Origin of the sequence: Mesorhizobium sp. B2-4-13 (assembly GCF_006658535.1) — a bacterium.
Lineage (GTDB): Bacteria > Pseudomonadota > Alphaproteobacteria > Rhizobiales > Rhizobiaceae > Mesorhizobium > Mesorhizobium australicum.
This window is the reverse complement of sequence record NZ_VFVB01000014.1, coordinates 32,687-48,623: the sequence shown is the minus strand read 5'-3', so window position 1 is coordinate 48,623 and position 15,937 is coordinate 32,687. Positions and strand designations below refer to the sequence as shown.

The following is a 15,937-nucleotide window of genomic DNA, read 5'->3' as shown; positions in this document are numbered from 1 at the left end:
CGCCATTTAATTAGTTCGAGCTAAAATAGTTCCGGACCTTTGACCGTTGCCAGGACGTGCGTATGAAAACGACATATGGAACACCAGTCAGTCCGCCAATCGGGCATCGTGGTGGATGATAGCATCGAGCACCGTTTCATATATGCTGCCGGTCTCCTCCTCGATCTCGGTACTGCTGATCCCGATCGCCTTCGCGTCGGCGAAAGCTTCTGAATGGCCTCGGCGACTGAAATCACGTCTGAACTTGCTAGGCCTGACGGGATCCGCGAGTGCTCATTCCCACACAAGCCGCCCGGGGGTTATTAGGTTCCGCAGATGCTTCAAGCCGCTGAATAGGAACAAAATTCAACAGCGCAGGTTTCGCGATATGGCCCGCTATTTCTTCGATACGATCGAGAACGGACAAATCGTCCGGCACGATATTGGCGCCGATTTGAGCCTTTCGGAAATGCGCGAGGAAGCGAGACGCGTGTTGCCTTCGATCGCGGCGGACCAAATGCTTTCGACGGACCTCAACGAATTTGTGGTACAGGTCCGAGACGAGGCCGGACGCTGCGTCTATGAGGCGAGCTTAACGCTAATCTCGAAAGCGCCCCTTTCGCCGGCCTAGCCCGTCTGGCTGCATCTGCGTACGCGCCGGGGCGGATCGGCGGCTTGACCGCAAAACAAACCGCCGAGCCTGACTGGCAACCGCCGCCAGCTGAGGTGGGACTATCATTTGTGACGGTGACTGGCCTCATTCGAACATACCAGCGGCACGAAAGGCAGTGGATCTCTTGCAGTCATGAAAGAGTGTCACGCTTGATCGATGCTCTGACCGCGGCCACAAGCTCCCCAGGGTTGGAGGGCTTTTGAATCGCCGCCGCGCCATGGGCGAATACCTCGTCCCGCTCAGGTCCAAGGTATGCAGTGTGCACTACAAAAGGAATCGTCCGTTCCACCAGCTTTTTCGCAACGGCAATGCACGCCCCGTCTTTCAGCTGCACATCGAGAAGGACGGCATCCGGATGGAGTTGTTCCAAGGCCGCTTCTGCCTCCGCGCAACTCACAGCCATTGCGACATTGAAGCCCGCCTCAATCAAGACGGCCTCAATATCCAGAGCAATTAGAGCCTCGTCCTCTAAGACAAGGATTGTCGGACGTTCTCCGGCCAATACTGATCCCCAAGCGATGGCGAGTGCTATTCCAGCTAAATACGCCATCAGTCGTTCATTGGCGAGTAACGAGTTGGACATTTCGCAGCGCTTTTGCCGCGCCCACGCGGATGCTTCAACTGCGGCGGTTCCCACCATAGCCCGCCGCCCCATTCACGGCAGCGGCGGCATCCCTAGGGATGAATCAAGGGAGTTGCCCGGGGCGTTGGTGACCTTGGCGGAGACTAGGACGCAAATTCGGTGCCATGGAAATTGTGCCGCGATGAACCAGGATTAAGAAAGCCCGCCGCGTGGCCTCCGCGCGACGGGCTGTCCTTATGGAGTGGCTACATCTGTGAGAAATCGACCACTGCATGGTTAACTGGCAGTGAGCGATTAGGTTCCGCGCATGAAAAAGCCGGCCAGCCGAAGCCCGCGAACCTCCCCATAACGCAGCTCGCTAGCCGGGCGGAGTGAGTATGAGAACCGACGGCGGGATCGCGGCCGTAGCAGCCGACAAACGTTCACGCCTGGTCAGAACAGGTTTAGCATAGGTTTTCTTCATGACGGTGCGCCTAGCTTTACACTCGGCGGGAACTTGCCTTGCCCCAGAGAGTCTTGTCAACCGCCTGCGATCACCAGCTCCGCCGCGAGCCAAAAGCCGCTCCCCATGAACAGCAGCACCACAATTGCAAATAGAATGACCCGCATGCGACCCCCGTCTCATTGGGGGGAACTGTAGCATTATCGGCGGCGAGCGACGTCGTTCGTTTGAATGCTTCGCTAGGGGTCGGAAAGGCCCATATTCCGGCAGCCGGCGAGCCTAGCGGCCCACCCTCCACTAGTATTGCCGGTTAGGCTCGGCGTCCTCCAACAAACCTCCATCTTGGATGCCGGGCCGGCATGAGGATGGAACATGCGCTTGACGAATCTCGCTCACCCTGAAGGCCCCCGTTTGCGGCACGGCTATGCCGGCCTTTGTGCTGGCGCAACCGCTTTAAAAGGTCGCGTGATGCAGCAACTGCCCGCCGGGACTGGTCCAGATCGCGACGAATTTCGGCGATGTCACTTATAGAGCGGTGGCGCGAGATAAAGGTGGCGTCGATCATCGCCCGCGCGATGTCTGTACGGCTTTCGATCATAGCTACCTCCGAATAGCTAAGATTGTAAGTACCTCCGTTAAAGCTGATCCGCGATGGATTCAATGTCGGTTTGATACGAAGGAAGCGGGCTATTCGGCAGAATCGGCCGAAATGGCATCGTGAACTTCGGTGACGATGTTATATGCCAGTGATCACGCGGACGAGCGCTATCGATATGCGTTCAATCAATGGAGTAAGTATCCGGTGTGGTCTTGCTACAACACGGAGTAGATATCTTCTATGAATGAGCCTGTTCTCGGCATAGCCGTGAATCCTACGCCTCGCCCGTTTCCTCTGCGGCGGGTTCACCACGGGGTTTCGATGTCTTTGGAGCCTCTTGCGGAAAATCATATCCACGATCTCTGGGCCGCTGCCCAAAACGCAGAACAGTCCTGGACCTATCTGCGCTATGGACCGTTTGCCACAGCCGACGCGCTGGCCAGCCATGTCCGGGATTTGGCTGTACGGGATGATCAGCCGTTTTGGGCTGTACGTGCTGGGTTTAACCGACAGGCTGAGGGATGGTTGTCCTTCTGTGATATCTATCCTGCCGATGGGGCGATTGAAATTGGAAGTATCTGGTTTTCGCCGAGACTACAGCGAACGCGCGCAGCAACGGAGGCGATTTTTCTCCTCATGCAGCATGCTTTTGATGAACTCGGCTATGCGAGGCTGGTATGGCGTTGCCAAACCCTGAACACAGCCTCACGTCGCGCGGCCGAGCGCTACGGGTTCAAAGCTGAGGGTATTTGGCGCGCGGCGGCCATCGTCAAAGGTTGGCAGCGTGACGTTGCTTGGCACTCTATGCTCGCCGACGAGTGGCCATCGCACAAGGCCGCGCTATTGGCCTGGCTGGACGACAACAATTTCGATGCTAATGGCACTGCTCGCTCAACACTCGCCGGAATCCGCGCAAGGACGCAAGGATCGAAGTGGACCTGACCTTAGCCGGGGGACGCATGCGCCGGTCCGCGAGTTATTTGGATCGAGTGATCTACACAGCGGTAGGCGACGCGACCACGCCACGGATCGGAATCTCCACTTATCGGGCACCCGTTGGTATTATCCGCTTTTTTCGGATGCGGCCAACTTCTTAAATTCAGTCGGCTGTTTGCTGGCGGTTTCAAGTTGCCGCCGGATAACCAACGCACAATCTTAAGGCGTTGCGGACGAAGTATCAATCTCAAGATCGTAGATGCCGGGAATATGTACTACTTGCTGCCATGCGAGCACGGGAGCCGGCACAGGTTCTTGATCCGACCCCTTCAAGGTATAAATTCTCTCGTCCAATCTGACCGCGCCGCCTTCGTTCCATTATGATTTCGAGGGCGCATCGAATGCCGACAAATAGAACCGGTAACCCGGATAATCGTCGCGCGCAGTCGATAAGCGTGTTGGTGGGGTGCGCGTATGAATTGTGATGGCCGACATCAACCACGACATTGAGCCCAACCGGCTATGTGCCGCAATCGACTCATAAAGACCCGCGTAGAAGACAGATATCATTGGTTCGAGATCCGGTCGCTCGCCGCCTGGCCGAACGCCAATGCCTGGTCTCGAGGGCCCTTGGCTTAATTTGGGCGTCGGGATCTATGTCAGGAAGATAACACCAGGCTGCTCGACTTTCCTGACCGGGGAGACCCATTCAGGATCACGATTTGGCCTACGTTTGCTGTGCTCAATCGAAGCCTCTCTCTATAGATGTGGATCTTCACAGGTGTGGATCTTCCAGACGATGATCTTCTGGCGGCTTGTCGCAAGGGTAGAACAGTGGCATGCGCCCAGAAATTTCTGAGGACACCCTGCTTTCCGCTCAAACTACGTTCGACATTGAGCCCGTTAATGGTCATCGAGCCGCTGGACTGGTGAGGTCAGCGCCGCCTAGGGCGATGCAGGCCGCATACCGATCTCGGCCAGCGCCTTAACTGTATGAAGACGCCTCGCGTCGCGGCCGAGCCTGTCAAGCTTGGTTACGATCAAATGTTTCCAGCCTCCAGCTTGCCCACAGCCGGGAAGCCGATGTGCACCGGCGCGCAAAAGGACCGTCGCCACCTCTGCCGTGTTCGCGCTAATGGCGCCGTGTCGTTTCTCCACTCTGCGGCAAGAGCAGGTAGTGCCGATCGTCGAAGCCGGTGCGCTACACTGTGGTAGGCGGTCCGAACCAAATGGTAAGCGCTTCGGCTAGGCCCATCTCTATGGAGTCTCCCACCCAAGCCACATAGCCGTCGGGTCTGATCAACATTGCGGTGGGCGCGGCGACCGCGCCAAGAGCCGGAAGTTCCCACACGCCATCGTATCTGGCATCGATCAGTTGCACCCGATCTGCCCACCGTGAGATGTCGAGGCCGCCGGACTTACCTAGGTTGAGCAGTACCGGCCGGGCACCATGCAGTAGCGTGTAGATCCGCAGCGGGCCGTTGGCGGCAACGACGTCGAGATCGGGCACCCGACCTCCGAGTTGCGGATGTCCCTCGCCGAGGTCGTAGTAAACGTCGAGACCCGACATAATCGCGGCGAAACGCTTGCGCGGCTCCTCCATGATTAAGAGCTCGGCCATGGTATCGCGCAGCGACTTCGTGCGGTAGTCATCGCGGCGAAGGGCGACGGAGGCCATCGTATTGCGCAACACGAGGGCACCAACCGGGTGGCGCTCTGCGTGGTATGTATCCAGAAGGTTGTCCGGCGACGTCCCCTTGACCACCTGCGCCAGCTTCCATCCCAGGTTCACCGCATCCTGCACACCAGTTTGGAGGCCCTGGCCACCATCAGGGGCATGCACATGCGCTGCGTCGCCGGCCAGCAGCACGCGTCCCTTGCGGTAGGACGCAGCCTGCCGGGCCGCATCGGTGAACCGGGAGATCCAGGTGGGAGAGTGGATGCCGTAGTCGGTCCCATAGGCAGCAATGAGGGCCTCGCTGAGATCGCGCAGGGTGGGTTCGGTCGTTTCTCCGACGCCCCGCTCAGTCACCAGGACGCGGACGGGCCCGTCGTCCGCATAGACGATCTCGCCGTTGCGGATCTCATACTCCACCCTGCCGATGGAGTGGATGCCGAGGGCGTCGCGGCGGGTGCCCCATTCTGGCGGCACCTCGGCCAATTCGGCCTCGGCGATCAAGTTGCTGGTCGTCGGATCCGATCCCGGGAACGCGATCCCGGCTGACTTGCGGATCAGGCTGCGTCCGCCGTCGCACCCGATGAGATATTGCGCTCGCAGCGACTGACCGTCTGACAGTGCGACGTCGACGCCAACATCGTCTTGAGCGAAGGCCGTCACCTCAACTCCACGATAGACGGGCACCGCCAATTCGTCGACCCAGCCGACGAGTATGCGCTCGATGTGGTTCTGCCACAGACCGAGGCTATAAGGATAACGGGTGGGAAAGTCGCTGAGGTCCAAAGAAACGCCGGCGAACCGGGCGACTTGGGCAACCTTTCCCTCCGAGAGGAACCGATCCGCGATGCCGCGCTGATCAAAAACCTCGATGGTACGTGAGTGCAGACCGCCTGCGCGCGAGCCCTTCAGGATAGTGCTGGAGCGCCGCTCGACGATGGCAACGTCGATCCCCGCCAAAGCCAACTCGCCTGCCAACATCAGCCCCGTCGGACCTCCTCCCGCGATCACCACAGCATGGTTGGTCATCGCGGAGCCGCGGGCGCGCCGTTCACCGTGCAAAGCAACGTCCTCCTGTAGATTCTGAAGACAAGCGCTTCATTGCTAAATCGGGGTGGTCGTGCCGGGCTGCCGTTGTCGGCCAGGCAACGCAACGCCGGCCTCAGGCCCGCGCCGCAATATCCCAGGATTCATGTCTGCCAGTTTTTTAGGCTTGTTGCGATTCTGGAATCCAAATCTTTGTGGTCGTGATTCATGCTTTTTAATGGACTTTTTGATGGAACGTTCGTGCTGAAGGACGACGAGGGGCGAGGATGGAACCGCGTTGTCTCGGTAAGGCGACAGACCCTGGACAAAGTGGAGGTGACAATCGGGTGTTTATTGAAGCGGCTCCCAGCTTCGTTCGCCCTGGAAGCATGGCGCGATCTGCCTGCCCTATTCCGTAAGTGGAACAGCGTTCCTACTCCTTGGCAATCTCGTGCGTTTTGTGCTGCTGCCGGGCCAGTGGTTCGATACGGCCGGTGTCGAACCGCTCATTGAGGGTCTCAGCTTCGACGCTTTGATCGTCGACAAGTCCTCTACAGCAACGTCATCATCGCCAATCTGCACGAGGCGGGACCAAGGTCGTCACTTCTCAGCATTCGCGTCGTGCAAAGCCGCTGCCGCTTGATGGCTAGATGTACTAATGGCGTCATCTGATCGACAATTTCGTCTGCAAGCTCAAGGACAGGCGTATTGGCAGCATGCCGACAAAACCGACCAGAGTTTCAGTGCCATCATCCATCTCGTTGCCGCTGTCACAAACTCGCGATAAATCTCAACAAGCCTTAGTGTAGATGCCTCAACTTTTCGGGGTTCCGCACGACATAGATCCCTGCGATCTTCCCATCCTCGATGTCGAGCGCGGTCGTCTGGAGTTCGCCATCGGCTTCCAGCGTGACGAACCCCGGCAATCCGTTGATGAAACCAACCCGAACAAGTTTCGAGCCATGCGTGCGCAACGATGCCGCGACACGCTCGTATTGCGTCATGACCGCGTCGAAGCCCAATGCCGGCTCGATGGCTGCCGGACGCTTGCCGCCGCCGTCGGCATGGGCACTGACATCGGCCGTCAGCATCGCGCCAAGCGCGTTCATGTCGCCGCTGCGCGAGGCGGCGAAAAAGGCCTCGGCAATCTTGAGGCCATGTTGCTTTTCCACCTTGAAACGAGGCCGCGCCTCGCGAACATGAGTGCGCGCGCGAGCAGCCAGCCGGCGACAGGCGGCGGGTTCGCGCTGGGTGGCGGCCGCGACCTCCTCAAATCCCAGCCCGAACACATCGTGCAGCAGGAAGGCTGCCCGCTCGAGCGGCGAAAGGCGCTCCAGCACGAGCAGCAGCGGCAAGGTGACGTCTTCCTGGTCGTCCTCCTCCACGACGGGATCGGGAAGCCAGGGACCGACATAGCTCTCGCGCTGGCGTCGAGCGGACTTGAGTTGGTCTAGGCAGAGCCGGGTCACGGTGCGGCGCAGGAACGCCTCGGGCTCTCGCACCTCGCCGCGGTCGGTTCTCATCCAACGGATGAACGCCTCGTGCACCATGTCTTCGGCGTCAGCAACAGAGCCGAGCATTCGGTAGGCAACACGCATGAGCTTTGGACGCAGCGGCTCGAAATTCGCTGCTGCGTCCTCGAACCCGGCGTTCGCCATCAAGCGGCGGTCGCCTTGGCAGCAGACCTTATCGTCGCCGGATCGGCCCAGCCACCGAAACCAACCGCGAGGCGGTTGTAGCCGTTGATGACGTTGATCATCAACGTCAGCTTGACCTGCTCTTCCGGCGTGAACTCGGCCCTCAGGACTTCATAGGCACTTTCGTGCGAATGTCCCTCGCAGAGCCGCGTCAGCGCCTCGGTCCAGCCGAGCGCAGCGCGTTCGCGATCGGTATAGCAGGGGGCCTCGCGCCAGGCTGACAGCAAATAGATGCGCTGCTCGGTTTCTCCATCTTCGCGCGCAAACACCGTGTGCATGTTGAGGCAGTTGGCGCAGCCATTGATCTGGGATGCACGGATCTTCACCAGTTCGGCCAAGCTCGGCTCGAGGCTGGAGGAAATCGCAAAAGACGCGCGTTGCCATTCCTTCATCAGCGAAGGGGCAGCGGCGAAGAGATCAAGCTTGGCAGTCATGATTAGCTTCCTTCTGTTGGCTCCGACATCATGACGAGGCAGGATCCGTCAATGTGACATACACACAAAGAATCTTTGGTCGACCCTGCAACGATCGCCCTCCCCGAGGGGCAGGTGGTCATGCTTGAGTGTTGCAGATATCGCGAGACGCGCAGCCTCCTTGACAAGTCTTGTGGCCGTCCGTCGGCCAGCATTGCAGGAGCCCAATAGAATTGCATTGTGTGTCAAAGCCTCGGCCTTTTTGCATGAGGCAGAGGCTTGGACGGGACGGCGGGCCGACGCGTGAGCGCTCACTCCGCTCGACTGTTCTCGTCACGAGGCGCAAATCGATCCTAAGCGGACGCTCGCCCTGGCGGAATTCAGCGCGAGAGAACCCGATTTCCTATTTCAGGCTCCGGACGCGACCCGGATGAAATCAAGCCTGCAAGCCGTCGTCCTTGCTGACTCATTGACTGACTGCTCCATTGCATGAATGAGGCACTCACGCCGGTCCTCAGGCAACTGCGCGCAGGATGATCGCCCGCGCCTCCCGGCCTTCTGGCGTCGGCATTCCCGCATAGTTGTGCGGCTGATCCTGTTCCAGGTGAAGCTCCACCGACACACCCGCGGCTCGCGCCTTTGCGGCAAGATCAATGCAGTCGGGATAGAAAAGATCGAGCGTGCCCGAGAACACGATCATCGGAGGCAGCCGACGGAAATCGCCATTCAGCGGACTGACATAGGGGTGGGTGACATCGAGGTCGCCGGCATAGAGGCGTCCCGCTTCGCGCGCGCCGGGAATATCGTTGATCGGATCGCGCTCGGCGATCGCCAGCTGCTGCGGGCGGCCGATCGAAAAATCTCCGCCAGGTGAGATCAGCACGAGTCCGTGCGGTTGCCGATATCCGTGATCCCGCAGCCATTGGGTTGCCGCCAGCCCCAGTGCGGCGCCCGCCGAATTGCCGACCACCGTGATCTTCGCAGGCCCCGCATCTTCGACAAGCCTGCGCAGCAATTCGCCCATGGCCGGCACGACATCCCTGGCGGTGGCATGGGGAGCCAGCGGATAGATGGGGACGACGCAGCGGACGCCAGCCTCGCGGGTCAGCATGCCGACGATGCGCCAGTGAGCGCGAACGATCTCGTTGATATAGCCGCCGCCATGCAGGAACACCACGATCTTGCTGAGGTCGTGATGCGCTGACGGGGCCGTATGGTAGACGGGCCACCCAGCCACGTCTTTTCTCGTCACCTCCACGCCACGCCCTAGGCCCGTTGGTCCGTAGGACGCGGGCCATAATGCCAATCGGCGCACCTGCTCTTGCACGACGGCCGCGGATGCCATCCGCTTCTTGATCGGAAGCAGCCTCAGCAAACCAACGATGATTCGGCTTTGCAAGCTTGGCCCGTCGTTGTTCGACGCCAGTCGTCGCGACGTTCTTTTGCCGTCTCGAAACTGTTGTGTCATTTTGGGCTCGCTTTCACATGCATTCCGTTTTCAGCGTCGGCGTCGTCCGGAGACCGCCAAAGTCCGAGATCACGCAAACGGGTTCAGTTCGGGCTTCGTGGTCATCAATGCGACAATGAGCGCAAACAGCGTGATCATGGCCATGCGTCCAGCCAGTGCGCGTTTGTCGCTAGCGATTGCCTTAACCTCGACGGCCGAGACGACACCGCGAAGCGCCGCCTGGGCCTGCGTCGCCCACGGACGAACGAACTTGTGCTCGACCGCCATCAAGGCAGCGATAAGCGCAAACGACAGCACCAGCCAGGGTGTCAATAAGGACCAGCCGCCAATAAAGACAAGGACGATGCCGGCGAGCACACCGGCAGTTATCAGAAGCCCCGCAAAGCGACTGGCGAAAAAGGCCATTCTGGCCGGTCCCCGTTGCCCTCTTCGGGCAGGAATCAGCAGCAGTTCATTCACGGCGAACAGCAGCAAGGCGGCGCACAGGGTGCAGGTATGGATTCCCAAAACAATTCCATAAAGCATTTGTCATCGTCCACATCGATCGAAAGCATTGGTGGACATAATGCGAGCGATAGCTCACAATTGTCTACTCGCATTGGAAACGACAGGAACATGGCACCCAAGCTGCTCACGAATCCAAGGAAGGACGCGTCTCAGGAGAGATCACGCGCGACGGTTGACGCGCTTGTTGAAGCGACCGCTCGCATTTTGATCAGGGAAGGTTTCGACAAGGCAAGCACCAACCGGATCGCAGAAGAAGCAGGCGTGAGCGTCGGCTCGCTTTATCAATATTACCCCGGCAAGGAGGCGCTAGTCGCCGCCGTCATCGATCGTCACAACCGGGAGATCATGCAGGTCGTGCGTGGGGCGTTTGCTGAGGTCGCGTCGCTGCCGGTCGATCGAGCGGTGCGCAGGCTTGTCGCCGTGGCGATCGAGGCGCATCGCATCGACCCCAAGCTGCATCGTGTCCTTGCCGAGCAGATCCCGCGTACAGGGCGCCTTAAAAACGTCGAAGCCTTTAATCGCGAAGCCCATGCCCTATTCAAGACCTATCTAGAAGATCACAGCAACGAGCTGCGCGTGGCCGATCTGGGGCTTGCAGCCTTCGTGTGCGTGACTTCGATCGAGGCGCTGGCGCACACTGCGGTGTTGCACAGCTCCAAAAGGCTCTCGAATGAAGCGATCGGAACGCTCATCGACGAAACCACCCGCCTAGTGGTCGGATATCTGCAATAGTCGCGGCGCAATTCTACCCCATTGCCATGGCGCTGTCCGCCTCCGGCGCACACATCATCGCGCGCACATGCATACCAGGATCATGATCGGCGGTCACGTCGAGGCCTGCGAGCACTGCGGCCAATGGCGGCCGGCACTGTCCCAGATGCTAGGAACTGCGAAGGCTGGCAATCCGTTCTGCTTTCCGGAGTATATCGACGGCGAGATGAAGCGGCTTTCAGTACGCTACCATCGCTGATCGGAGCGGAGACCCCAGAGTGGCAACGACCCTTACGCGACTGACCAGCGAAGAAGGCCGACTAGGCCAGGAGCCCAATCGACCTCCATCTTCGCGGGGGACTTGGAGGGGACCAGTCCACCCGGTTCGAACCTTCATTTAGCTCTATCTAAAATAGATTGGCAACCTACACCTTTGGATGGCAGGGCTGTCATTCTTCTTGATCCATGTCCCTCACGCCGGTGTGCCGTTATGCAGGATCATTTATTTCTCCGAAGCGGATCAGCCGAGCGCTGCAGCGCCGTCCGATCGTTTCATTGCCATTGCCAGCAGGTAACGCCGGATCGAGCGGCGTCGCTTTGATCTTGATCAAAGCTGGGCAAGGCCATGACCGGTCCCAAGATAGCGAACGATTTGGCCGTTCAAGCCTAAGTGGCCGTAAGCCATCGACAAGAGCGCATCCTATCGGCGTCCCGGCTCCAACACGCTCGCCGGTCGTCGGGCATAGGAAAGCTCGGTCTAAGCCTCTTCCTTCTTTGCTCTCGCAAAGCCGCGGTCCGTTGCGATGAACCGTTCAAGCATCGGCGCAATCAAGCGTGACGGATCGGCAGATGGCCACCCGGTCTCGCGCCCAAGGATCTCTGCGTATTTCACCAAGTCGCGATGCAGAGGCGCTGGCAGTTCCACCGTAATCTTCACCGGCTTGTCGTCGGCGATTGTTGCAAGTTTCAACTTGGCCATTTCAACCTCCGTATGGTTCAAGGGCAAGGTCGCGGGTGACGAGGACGCGAACGGGAAACCCCGGCCGGATCGTGAGCGTCGGGGCGATAGCGAGTTGCCGCTGAACGACCTGTTGCCCTACCTGGCTGACGCTATCGGAAGCGCCGCTACGCAGAGCCCGCACGACATCGCTGTCTTGATCAGAAGAACCGGCCTGCGCGCCAACGCTCAGAATGGTCGACAACGCCGCGGCCTTGAACAACTCGCCCCAGTGATAGTCGACGGCATCCTCTAGGCCGGCATAGCCCTGAGCGTCCGCGCCAGGCTGCCGCTCCAGCACCATGGAGCGTCCGTCGGGAAAGATCAGCCTGTTCCAGACAAGCAGCACGCGGCGCTGCCCGGAACCAATTCCGCTATCGTACTGCCCAACAATTCGAGTGCCTTGCGGGATGAGCAGCGAGCGACCGGTGGGGCTGTCATAGACATTTTCGGTCACCTGAGCGCTGATCTGCCCGGGAAGGTCCGACCGGATACCTGTGACGAGCGCGGCGGGGATCACGGCACCGGCTTGAAGCACATAGGGTGACGCGGGAGGCGTGATGTGATCCGGGGCCACGGTCCGCCGGTCAGCGGCGGCGGACAGGAAGGAAAGCTGGCGATCGTGTGCATTTGGCTGAGCGTACTGACTGGCAAGATCGCTGACAGCAGGAGCGGACGCTTCGGCGGTCCTGGAAGCTCCTTGCGCCGTCTGGAAGAACACGCGCGAGGTTCTGGCCGCTTCCTCTTCGGCTTGCCGGCGCTGCTCGGCTTCGTCGATCGCGGGGCTTGCGATTGATGGGGGCGCCACGGCTTGCCCTTTGTTCTGCGCATCGAGAATCGGCCTGCCGAGATCGCCAGGCAGCGGCGGCCCGAGGATCGGGCCGGCATAGTCGCGCGGCAGTCTTGCCAACCCGTCGGCGGGCGGCCGATTGGAGGTAGGGTAGAGCTCCTCGCCCTGCTTGAATGTGCTGGCCTCCTGCAGAGCGTAGATCAGCGCGCCGCCGACACCGAGCGAGGCGACGAAGCCGATGCCGGCGAGCATCTTGCGCGATAGACGCGTTACACGCGGCGGGTCGGCGCGAAGCCGCATGGGTTCGGCCATATTCTTCTCGTTCATGGCTGCAGCGCTCCCCTGTGCATTGCGTTCGGCAGCTGCGACGCGGCGCTGTCGCTTGGGCCCCGCCACACCCCATCGCTTCTTCTGTCGACGCGCACTATCCTGACCGTTTGCTGCCGCTTGCCTGCGCCAAGACGAAGCTCGGCCGCACCAAAAAGGCGGTCGATGATGAGGACGTTTTGATAGACGCGGCTGTTGGTGATTTCAGCCTCGCCGTCCGGACCGATGACGAAAATCGGCGGCATCTCGCCTTGCACGATGCCGCGCGGAAACTCCACATAGACCCTGCGGCCATCGTCATAGGCGCTCACCGGCTTCCAAGGCGGGCTGTCGCCGGTGAGGCCGTAGCGATAGTTGCGCACCGTAACGTCCGGTATGACCGGCGTCGCGGCGATCGTCTGCAGGAGGCCCGTTTTGAGAGCCGGATAGGACCACGCAACGGCGGGCATGTAGGGCTTCGCGCCTGAGCGTAGCTCAAGCATATAGCTGCGCCGGTCCGTGGCGATGATAAGGTTCGTTGTAATGTCCGCGCGCGAGGGTTTCACCAGGACGTGGACGCGTCGGGAAATGCCGGACCCGCTTTCGGTGTCGCCGATGATCCAGCGCGCGGTATCACCAGCGGCGATCGGACCGTCTCCGGTCAGACTTTCGCCCGGCTCAAGCGCGATGTCCGTTATCTGGCCAGGTGAGGCGTAGACCTGGTAGAGCGCACCTTCGCTCCATGGGTAGATCTGAATCGCGTTGTAGTAGCCCTCACGGCGCGGTTGCACGCGCGCCGCGGCATTTGCGTTCTCGACGCGGGCGGCCGGCGTTTCCCCGATGGCGCCGCCCCGCGCGGGCGCCCAGCCTGGTGGCACGCGAAGAGGTTTCGGCCGTTGGTCGGCCGCGGCGGCCGGAGCCGGCGGCAAGGGCGGAACATAGGTATCGTAGCTGATCTTCGGCGGCTTCTTCGCAGGCGTGGCGCAACCCGCAAGCAGCGTCGTCCCCGAGACCAATATGGCGGATAGCAGATATGTTGGGAAAGTCGTGCCGGCAACAAGACTCGACGTCGGGCTCATTGGCTCATCTCCCGCGACCAGTTGATGGCGTTGACGTAAATGCCGAGCGGATTGGCGCGAAGCCGTTCGGCGTCGCTTGGCATCTGCGTCACGATCGTCAGGATCGCGGTCCAGCGCTCGGTGCCTGAAAGCTGACCGTTTTCGTAGTGATGCTCGATCCAGGCGACACGAAAGGAGCCCGGCGAGGCTCTGATGACCGAAGAAACGTCCACCGCGACCTGCTGCTTGCCGACCTTGGCGAAAGGATCCGCAGCGCGCGCATAGTCGTTGAGCGCCGCCGCGCCCTGGTCGGTGGTCCAGTCATAGGCGCGCAGCCAGTCCTGGCGCAGGATGATCGGATCAGCGGGGATGGAGCGTACCTGCTCGATAAAGCGGGCGAGATGCCACGCGATCTGCGGATCGGTAGGCCTATAGTCGACGGTTGCGGGCTCGACCGCTTGAGCCTGGCCGAGCTTATCGACCTGCACGACCCAGGGCACGACCGTGCCGCGGCCCGACTGCCAGACCAGTGAGGTGGCGAGCCCCGCCGACAGAATGAGCGACCCGAACGCCATGGCGCGCCAGTTGCGTGCCTGCACGCGTGCGGAGCCGATGCGTTCATCCCAAATCTGCTGCGCCTTTTGATAGGGAGTTTCCGGTCGAGGGCTCTTGCCGTAGTGGACGGCGGGGCGCCTGAAAATGTTCATGGTCATTCGCCTTCAGAAAGAGAGATCGAGGCTCCGCCGCCATGGCTGTCGCCGGCGCGCACCGCGTGGGCGGCGGTCTGGGCGCCGTGCGCGAGGCGTTGGGAGCGATGCAAGCGTCTGGCCCACTCGGGCTGACCTTGAGCGCTGGATGGCTTGCCCACGGCGGACGCCGCCGGGTTTGACGCAGCGGCGTCGCCAATCGTTCCCATTGTCGACGAACCGCCGGTGATTTCAGCGGCCGAACCGGCGCCAGAGGCGAAGTTCGAGTTAAGAGATCGACCGGTGTTTGCGGCGGCGCGCTTGAGTGGAGAGGCTGCCGCTGAAGCGCCTGCGCGCGCAATGCCGCCCAGGCCGGAGACGACGCCTGCCACGCCAGACTGCCCGGCGGCGCCAAGCATATAGGCGGCCGAACCGCCGCCAGCGAGGAATGTCCCGCCACGCGCGGCTGACATGGCTCCCGCGAATGCGGCTGTCCCGCCTTGCGCCGCGAGGCTGGCTGCTCCGTAGCCTGTAACTGCTATGCCGGCCGCGGCAAGGCCAGTCCCGACTGCCGCGCCGGCGCCCAGCTGCGGTCCACCCGCGACGAGGCCGTTGGCGATGCCAGGACCGAAGATGCCGAGGCCAAGCAGCGACAGCGCCGCCAGCACGATCGCCATGGCCTGGTCGATGGTGGGGCTCTCGCCGCCGAAGCCTTGGGTGAATTCGCCGAAGAGCGTCGATCCGATGCCGATGACCACGGCAAGCACCAGAACCTTTATGCCCGACGAGATGACGTTGCCGAGCACGCGTTCGGCCATGAAGGCCGTCTTGCCGAAAAGGCCGAAAGGGATCAGCACGAAGCCGGCCAGCGTCGCCAGCTTGAACTCGATCAGCGTCACAAAGAGCTGCACCGCCAGGATGAAGAAGGCGAGCAGCACCAGCGCCCAGGCAAAGAGCAGGCAAGCGATCTGGATGAAGTTTTCAAAGAAGGAGATGTAGCCCATCAGACCGGAGATGGCCTCAAGCAATGGTCGTCCGGCATCGAGCCCGGTTTGCGCCACCTTGCCCGGATGCAGCAGATCCTGTGCCGAGAAGCCGGTTCCACTCGCCTTGAGACCAAGGCCGGAGAAACTCTCGAAGACGATTTGGGCGAGGCTGTTCCAATTCGAAATCAGGTAAGCGAAGACACCGACGAAGAGCGTCTTCTTGACCAGCCGCGCGAGGATGTCGTCATCGGCGCCCCAGCTCCAGAAGAGCGCGGCAAGTGTCACGTCAATGACGATCAGCGTGGTGGCGACGAATGCGACCTCGCCGCCGAGCAGGCCGAAACCGCTGTCGATATAGCGGGTGAAGGTGGCCAGGAATTGGTCGATGACGCCGGTATTGCCCATG

At 60.8% G+C, this 15,937-nt stretch carries 16 protein-coding genes and 1 pseudogene; 5 read left to right on the top strand and 12 right to left on the bottom strand.

From position 1 onward, the window contains the following. Positions 1–367: 367 nt before the first annotated feature. Positions 368–610: a hypothetical protein gene (locus FJ936_RS28195; protein WP_141907269.1), complete on the top strand. Its 243-nt coding sequence runs from the start codon at positions 368–370 to the stop codon at positions 608–610. Between the two features lie 172 nt (positions 611–782). On the opposite strand, the gene FJ936_RS28190 is transcribed toward FJ936_RS28195, so the two are convergent. Beyond that, on the bottom strand, positions 783–1,292 hold the full coding sequence (locus tag FJ936_RS28190; RefSeq protein WP_181763182.1) for a response regulator: 510 nt from the start codon (positions 1,290–1,292) through the stop codon (positions 783–785). A gap of 1,304 nt (positions 1,293–2,596) precedes the next feature. On the opposite strand from FJ936_RS28190, the gene FJ936_RS28185 reads away from it, so the two are divergent. Further along, positions 2,597–3,217, top strand: coding sequence for a GNAT family protein (locus FJ936_RS28185; protein WP_246680563.1), 621 nt, complete (start codon positions 2,597–2,599; stop codon positions 3,215–3,217). A gap of 241 nt (positions 3,218–3,458) precedes the next feature. Here the strand turns inward: FJ936_RS28185 and FJ936_RS31000 are convergent, their stop codons facing one another. After that, positions 3,459–3,713 (bottom strand): hypothetical protein, encoded by a 255-nt coding sequence (locus FJ936_RS31000; RefSeq protein WP_246680562.1) that lies wholly within the window; start codon positions 3,711–3,713, stop codon positions 3,459–3,461. 699 nt (positions 3,714–4,412) lie between these two features. Then, positions 4,413–5,915: an FAD-dependent monooxygenase gene (locus FJ936_RS28170; protein WP_141907266.1), complete on the bottom strand. Its 1,503-nt coding sequence runs from the start codon at positions 5,913–5,915 to the stop codon at positions 4,413–4,415. Between the two features lie 225 nt (positions 5,916–6,140). On the opposite strand from FJ936_RS28170, the pseudogene FJ936_RS28165 reads away from it, so the two are divergent. Next, a pseudogene (locus FJ936_RS28165) lies at positions 6,141–6,699 on the top strand (hypothetical protein). A gap of 13 nt (positions 6,700–6,712) precedes the next feature. Here the strand turns inward: FJ936_RS28165 and FJ936_RS28160 are convergent. The 4 genes from FJ936_RS28160 to FJ936_RS28145 form a co-directional block, all read right to left on the bottom strand. Then, positions 6,713–7,570 (bottom strand): sigma-70 family RNA polymerase sigma factor, encoded by an 858-nt coding sequence (locus FJ936_RS28160; protein ID WP_141907325.1) that lies wholly within the window; start codon positions 7,568–7,570, stop codon positions 6,713–6,715. Beyond that, on the bottom strand, positions 7,570–8,043 hold the full coding sequence (locus tag FJ936_RS28155; RefSeq protein WP_140789382.1) for a carboxymuconolactone decarboxylase family protein: 474 nt from the start codon (positions 8,041–8,043) through the stop codon (positions 7,570–7,572). Before FJ936_RS28155 ends, FJ936_RS28160 begins: the two co-directional genes overlap by 1 nt. Before the next feature lie 493 nt (positions 8,044–8,536). Continuing rightward, positions 8,537–9,259 carry an alpha/beta fold hydrolase gene (locus tag FJ936_RS28150; protein WP_246680561.1) on the bottom strand — a complete coding sequence of 241 codons (723 nt, stop codon included), beginning with the start codon at positions 9,257–9,259 and terminating at the stop codon, positions 8,537–8,539. Between the two features lie 300 nt (positions 9,260–9,559). Continuing rightward, the gene (locus tag FJ936_RS28145; RefSeq protein WP_141907264.1) at positions 9,560–10,015 is read right to left on the bottom strand and encodes a hypothetical protein; all 456 of its coding nucleotides are present in this window, start codon (positions 10,013–10,015) and stop codon (positions 9,560–9,562) included. A 90-nt stretch (positions 10,016–10,105) separates the two neighbouring features. Here FJ936_RS28145 and FJ936_RS28140 point away from each other — a divergent pair, with 90 nt between their 5' ends. Next, positions 10,106–10,729, top strand: coding sequence for a TetR/AcrR family transcriptional regulator (locus tag FJ936_RS28140; protein WP_141907263.1), 624 nt, complete (start codon positions 10,106–10,108; stop codon positions 10,727–10,729). A 67-nt stretch (positions 10,730–10,796) separates the two neighbouring features. After that, positions 10,797–10,967, top strand: coding sequence for a hypothetical protein (locus FJ936_RS30640; protein WP_181171190.1), 171 nt, complete (start codon positions 10,797–10,799; stop codon positions 10,965–10,967). 498 nt (positions 10,968–11,465) lie between these two features. Here FJ936_RS30640 and FJ936_RS28135 read toward each other — a convergent pair whose 3' ends face one another. From FJ936_RS28135 to trbL, 5 genes are read right to left on the bottom strand one after another with little or no spacing between them, the layout of a single operon-like run. Next, positions 11,466–11,687, bottom strand: a complete 222-nt coding sequence (locus FJ936_RS28135) for a DUF2274 domain-containing protein (RefSeq protein WP_140789390.1) — start codon at positions 11,685–11,687, stop codon at positions 11,466–11,468. Between the two features lies 1 nt (position 11,688). Then, the gene (locus tag FJ936_RS28130; RefSeq protein ID WP_140789392.1) at positions 11,689–12,822 is read right to left on the bottom strand and encodes a TrbI/VirB10 family protein; all 1,134 of its coding nucleotides are present in this window, start codon (positions 12,820–12,822) and stop codon (positions 11,689–11,691) included. Further along, positions 12,819–13,880 carry a P-type conjugative transfer protein TrbG gene (gene trbG / locus FJ936_RS28125; protein WP_141907262.1) on the bottom strand — a complete coding sequence of 354 codons (1,062 nt, stop codon included), beginning with the start codon at positions 13,878–13,880 and terminating at the stop codon, positions 12,819–12,821. Before trbG ends, FJ936_RS28130 begins: the two co-directional genes overlap by 4 nt. Beyond that, entirely contained in the window at positions 13,877–14,566 is a 690-nt protein-coding gene (gene trbF, locus FJ936_RS28120; protein ID WP_140789396.1) for a conjugal transfer protein TrbF, read from the bottom strand. The genes trbG and trbF overlap by 4 nt, the downstream gene beginning before the upstream one ends. A 2-nt stretch (positions 14,567–14,568) precedes the next feature. Continuing rightward, positions 14,569–15,936, bottom strand: coding sequence for a P-type conjugative transfer protein TrbL (trbL, locus tag FJ936_RS28115; RefSeq protein ID WP_140789400.1), 1,368 nt, complete (start codon positions 15,934–15,936; stop codon positions 14,569–14,571). Position 15,937: the final 1 nt, after the last annotated feature.

Coding starts and splice junctions, on each gene's coding strand:
- FJ936_RS28195 (WP_141907269.1), top strand. CDS start 368: ATGGCCCGCTATTTCTTCGATACGATCGAGAACGGACAAATCGTCCGG.
- FJ936_RS28190 (WP_181763182.1), bottom strand. CDS start 1,292: ATGGTGGGAACCGCCGCAGTTGAAGCATCCGCGTGGGCGCGGCAAAAG.
- FJ936_RS28185 (WP_246680563.1), top strand. CDS start 2,597: ATGTCTTTGGAGCCTCTTGCGGAAAATCATATCCACGATCTCTGGGCC.
- FJ936_RS28170 (WP_141907266.1), bottom strand. CDS start 5,915: ATGACCAACCATGCTGTGGTGATCGCGGGAGGAGGTCCGACGGGGCTG.
- FJ936_RS28160 (WP_141907325.1), bottom strand. CDS start 7,570: ATGGCGAACGCCGGGTTCGAGGACGCAGCAGCGAATTTCGAGCCGCTG.
- FJ936_RS28155 (WP_140789382.1), bottom strand. CDS start 8,043: ATGACTGCCAAGCTTGATCTCTTCGCCGCTGCCCCTTCGCTGATGAAG.
- FJ936_RS28145 (WP_141907264.1), bottom strand. CDS start 10,015: ATGCTTTATGGAATTGTTTTGGGAATCCATACCTGCACCCTGTGCGCC.
- FJ936_RS28140 (WP_141907263.1), top strand. CDS start 10,106: ATGGCACCCAAGCTGCTCACGAATCCAAGGAAGGACGCGTCTCAGGAG.
- FJ936_RS30640 (WP_181171190.1), top strand. CDS start 10,797: ATGCATACCAGGATCATGATCGGCGGTCACGTCGAGGCCTGCGAGCAC.
- FJ936_RS28135 (WP_140789390.1), bottom strand. CDS start 11,687: ATGGCCAAGTTGAAACTTGCAACAATCGCCGACGACAAGCCGGTGAAG.
- FJ936_RS28130 (WP_140789392.1), bottom strand. CDS start 12,822: ATGAACGAGAAGAATATGGCCGAACCCATGCGGCTTCGCGCCGACCCG.
- trbG (WP_141907262.1), bottom strand. CDS start 13,880: ATGAGCCCGACGTCGAGTCTTGTTGCCGGCACGACTTTCCCAACATAT.
- trbF (WP_140789396.1), bottom strand. CDS start 14,566: ATGAACATTTTCAGGCGCCCCGCCGTCCACTACGGCAAGAGCCCTCGA.
- trbL (WP_140789400.1), bottom strand. CDS start 15,936: ATGGGCAATACCGGCGTCATCGACCAATTCCTGGCCACCTTCACCCGC.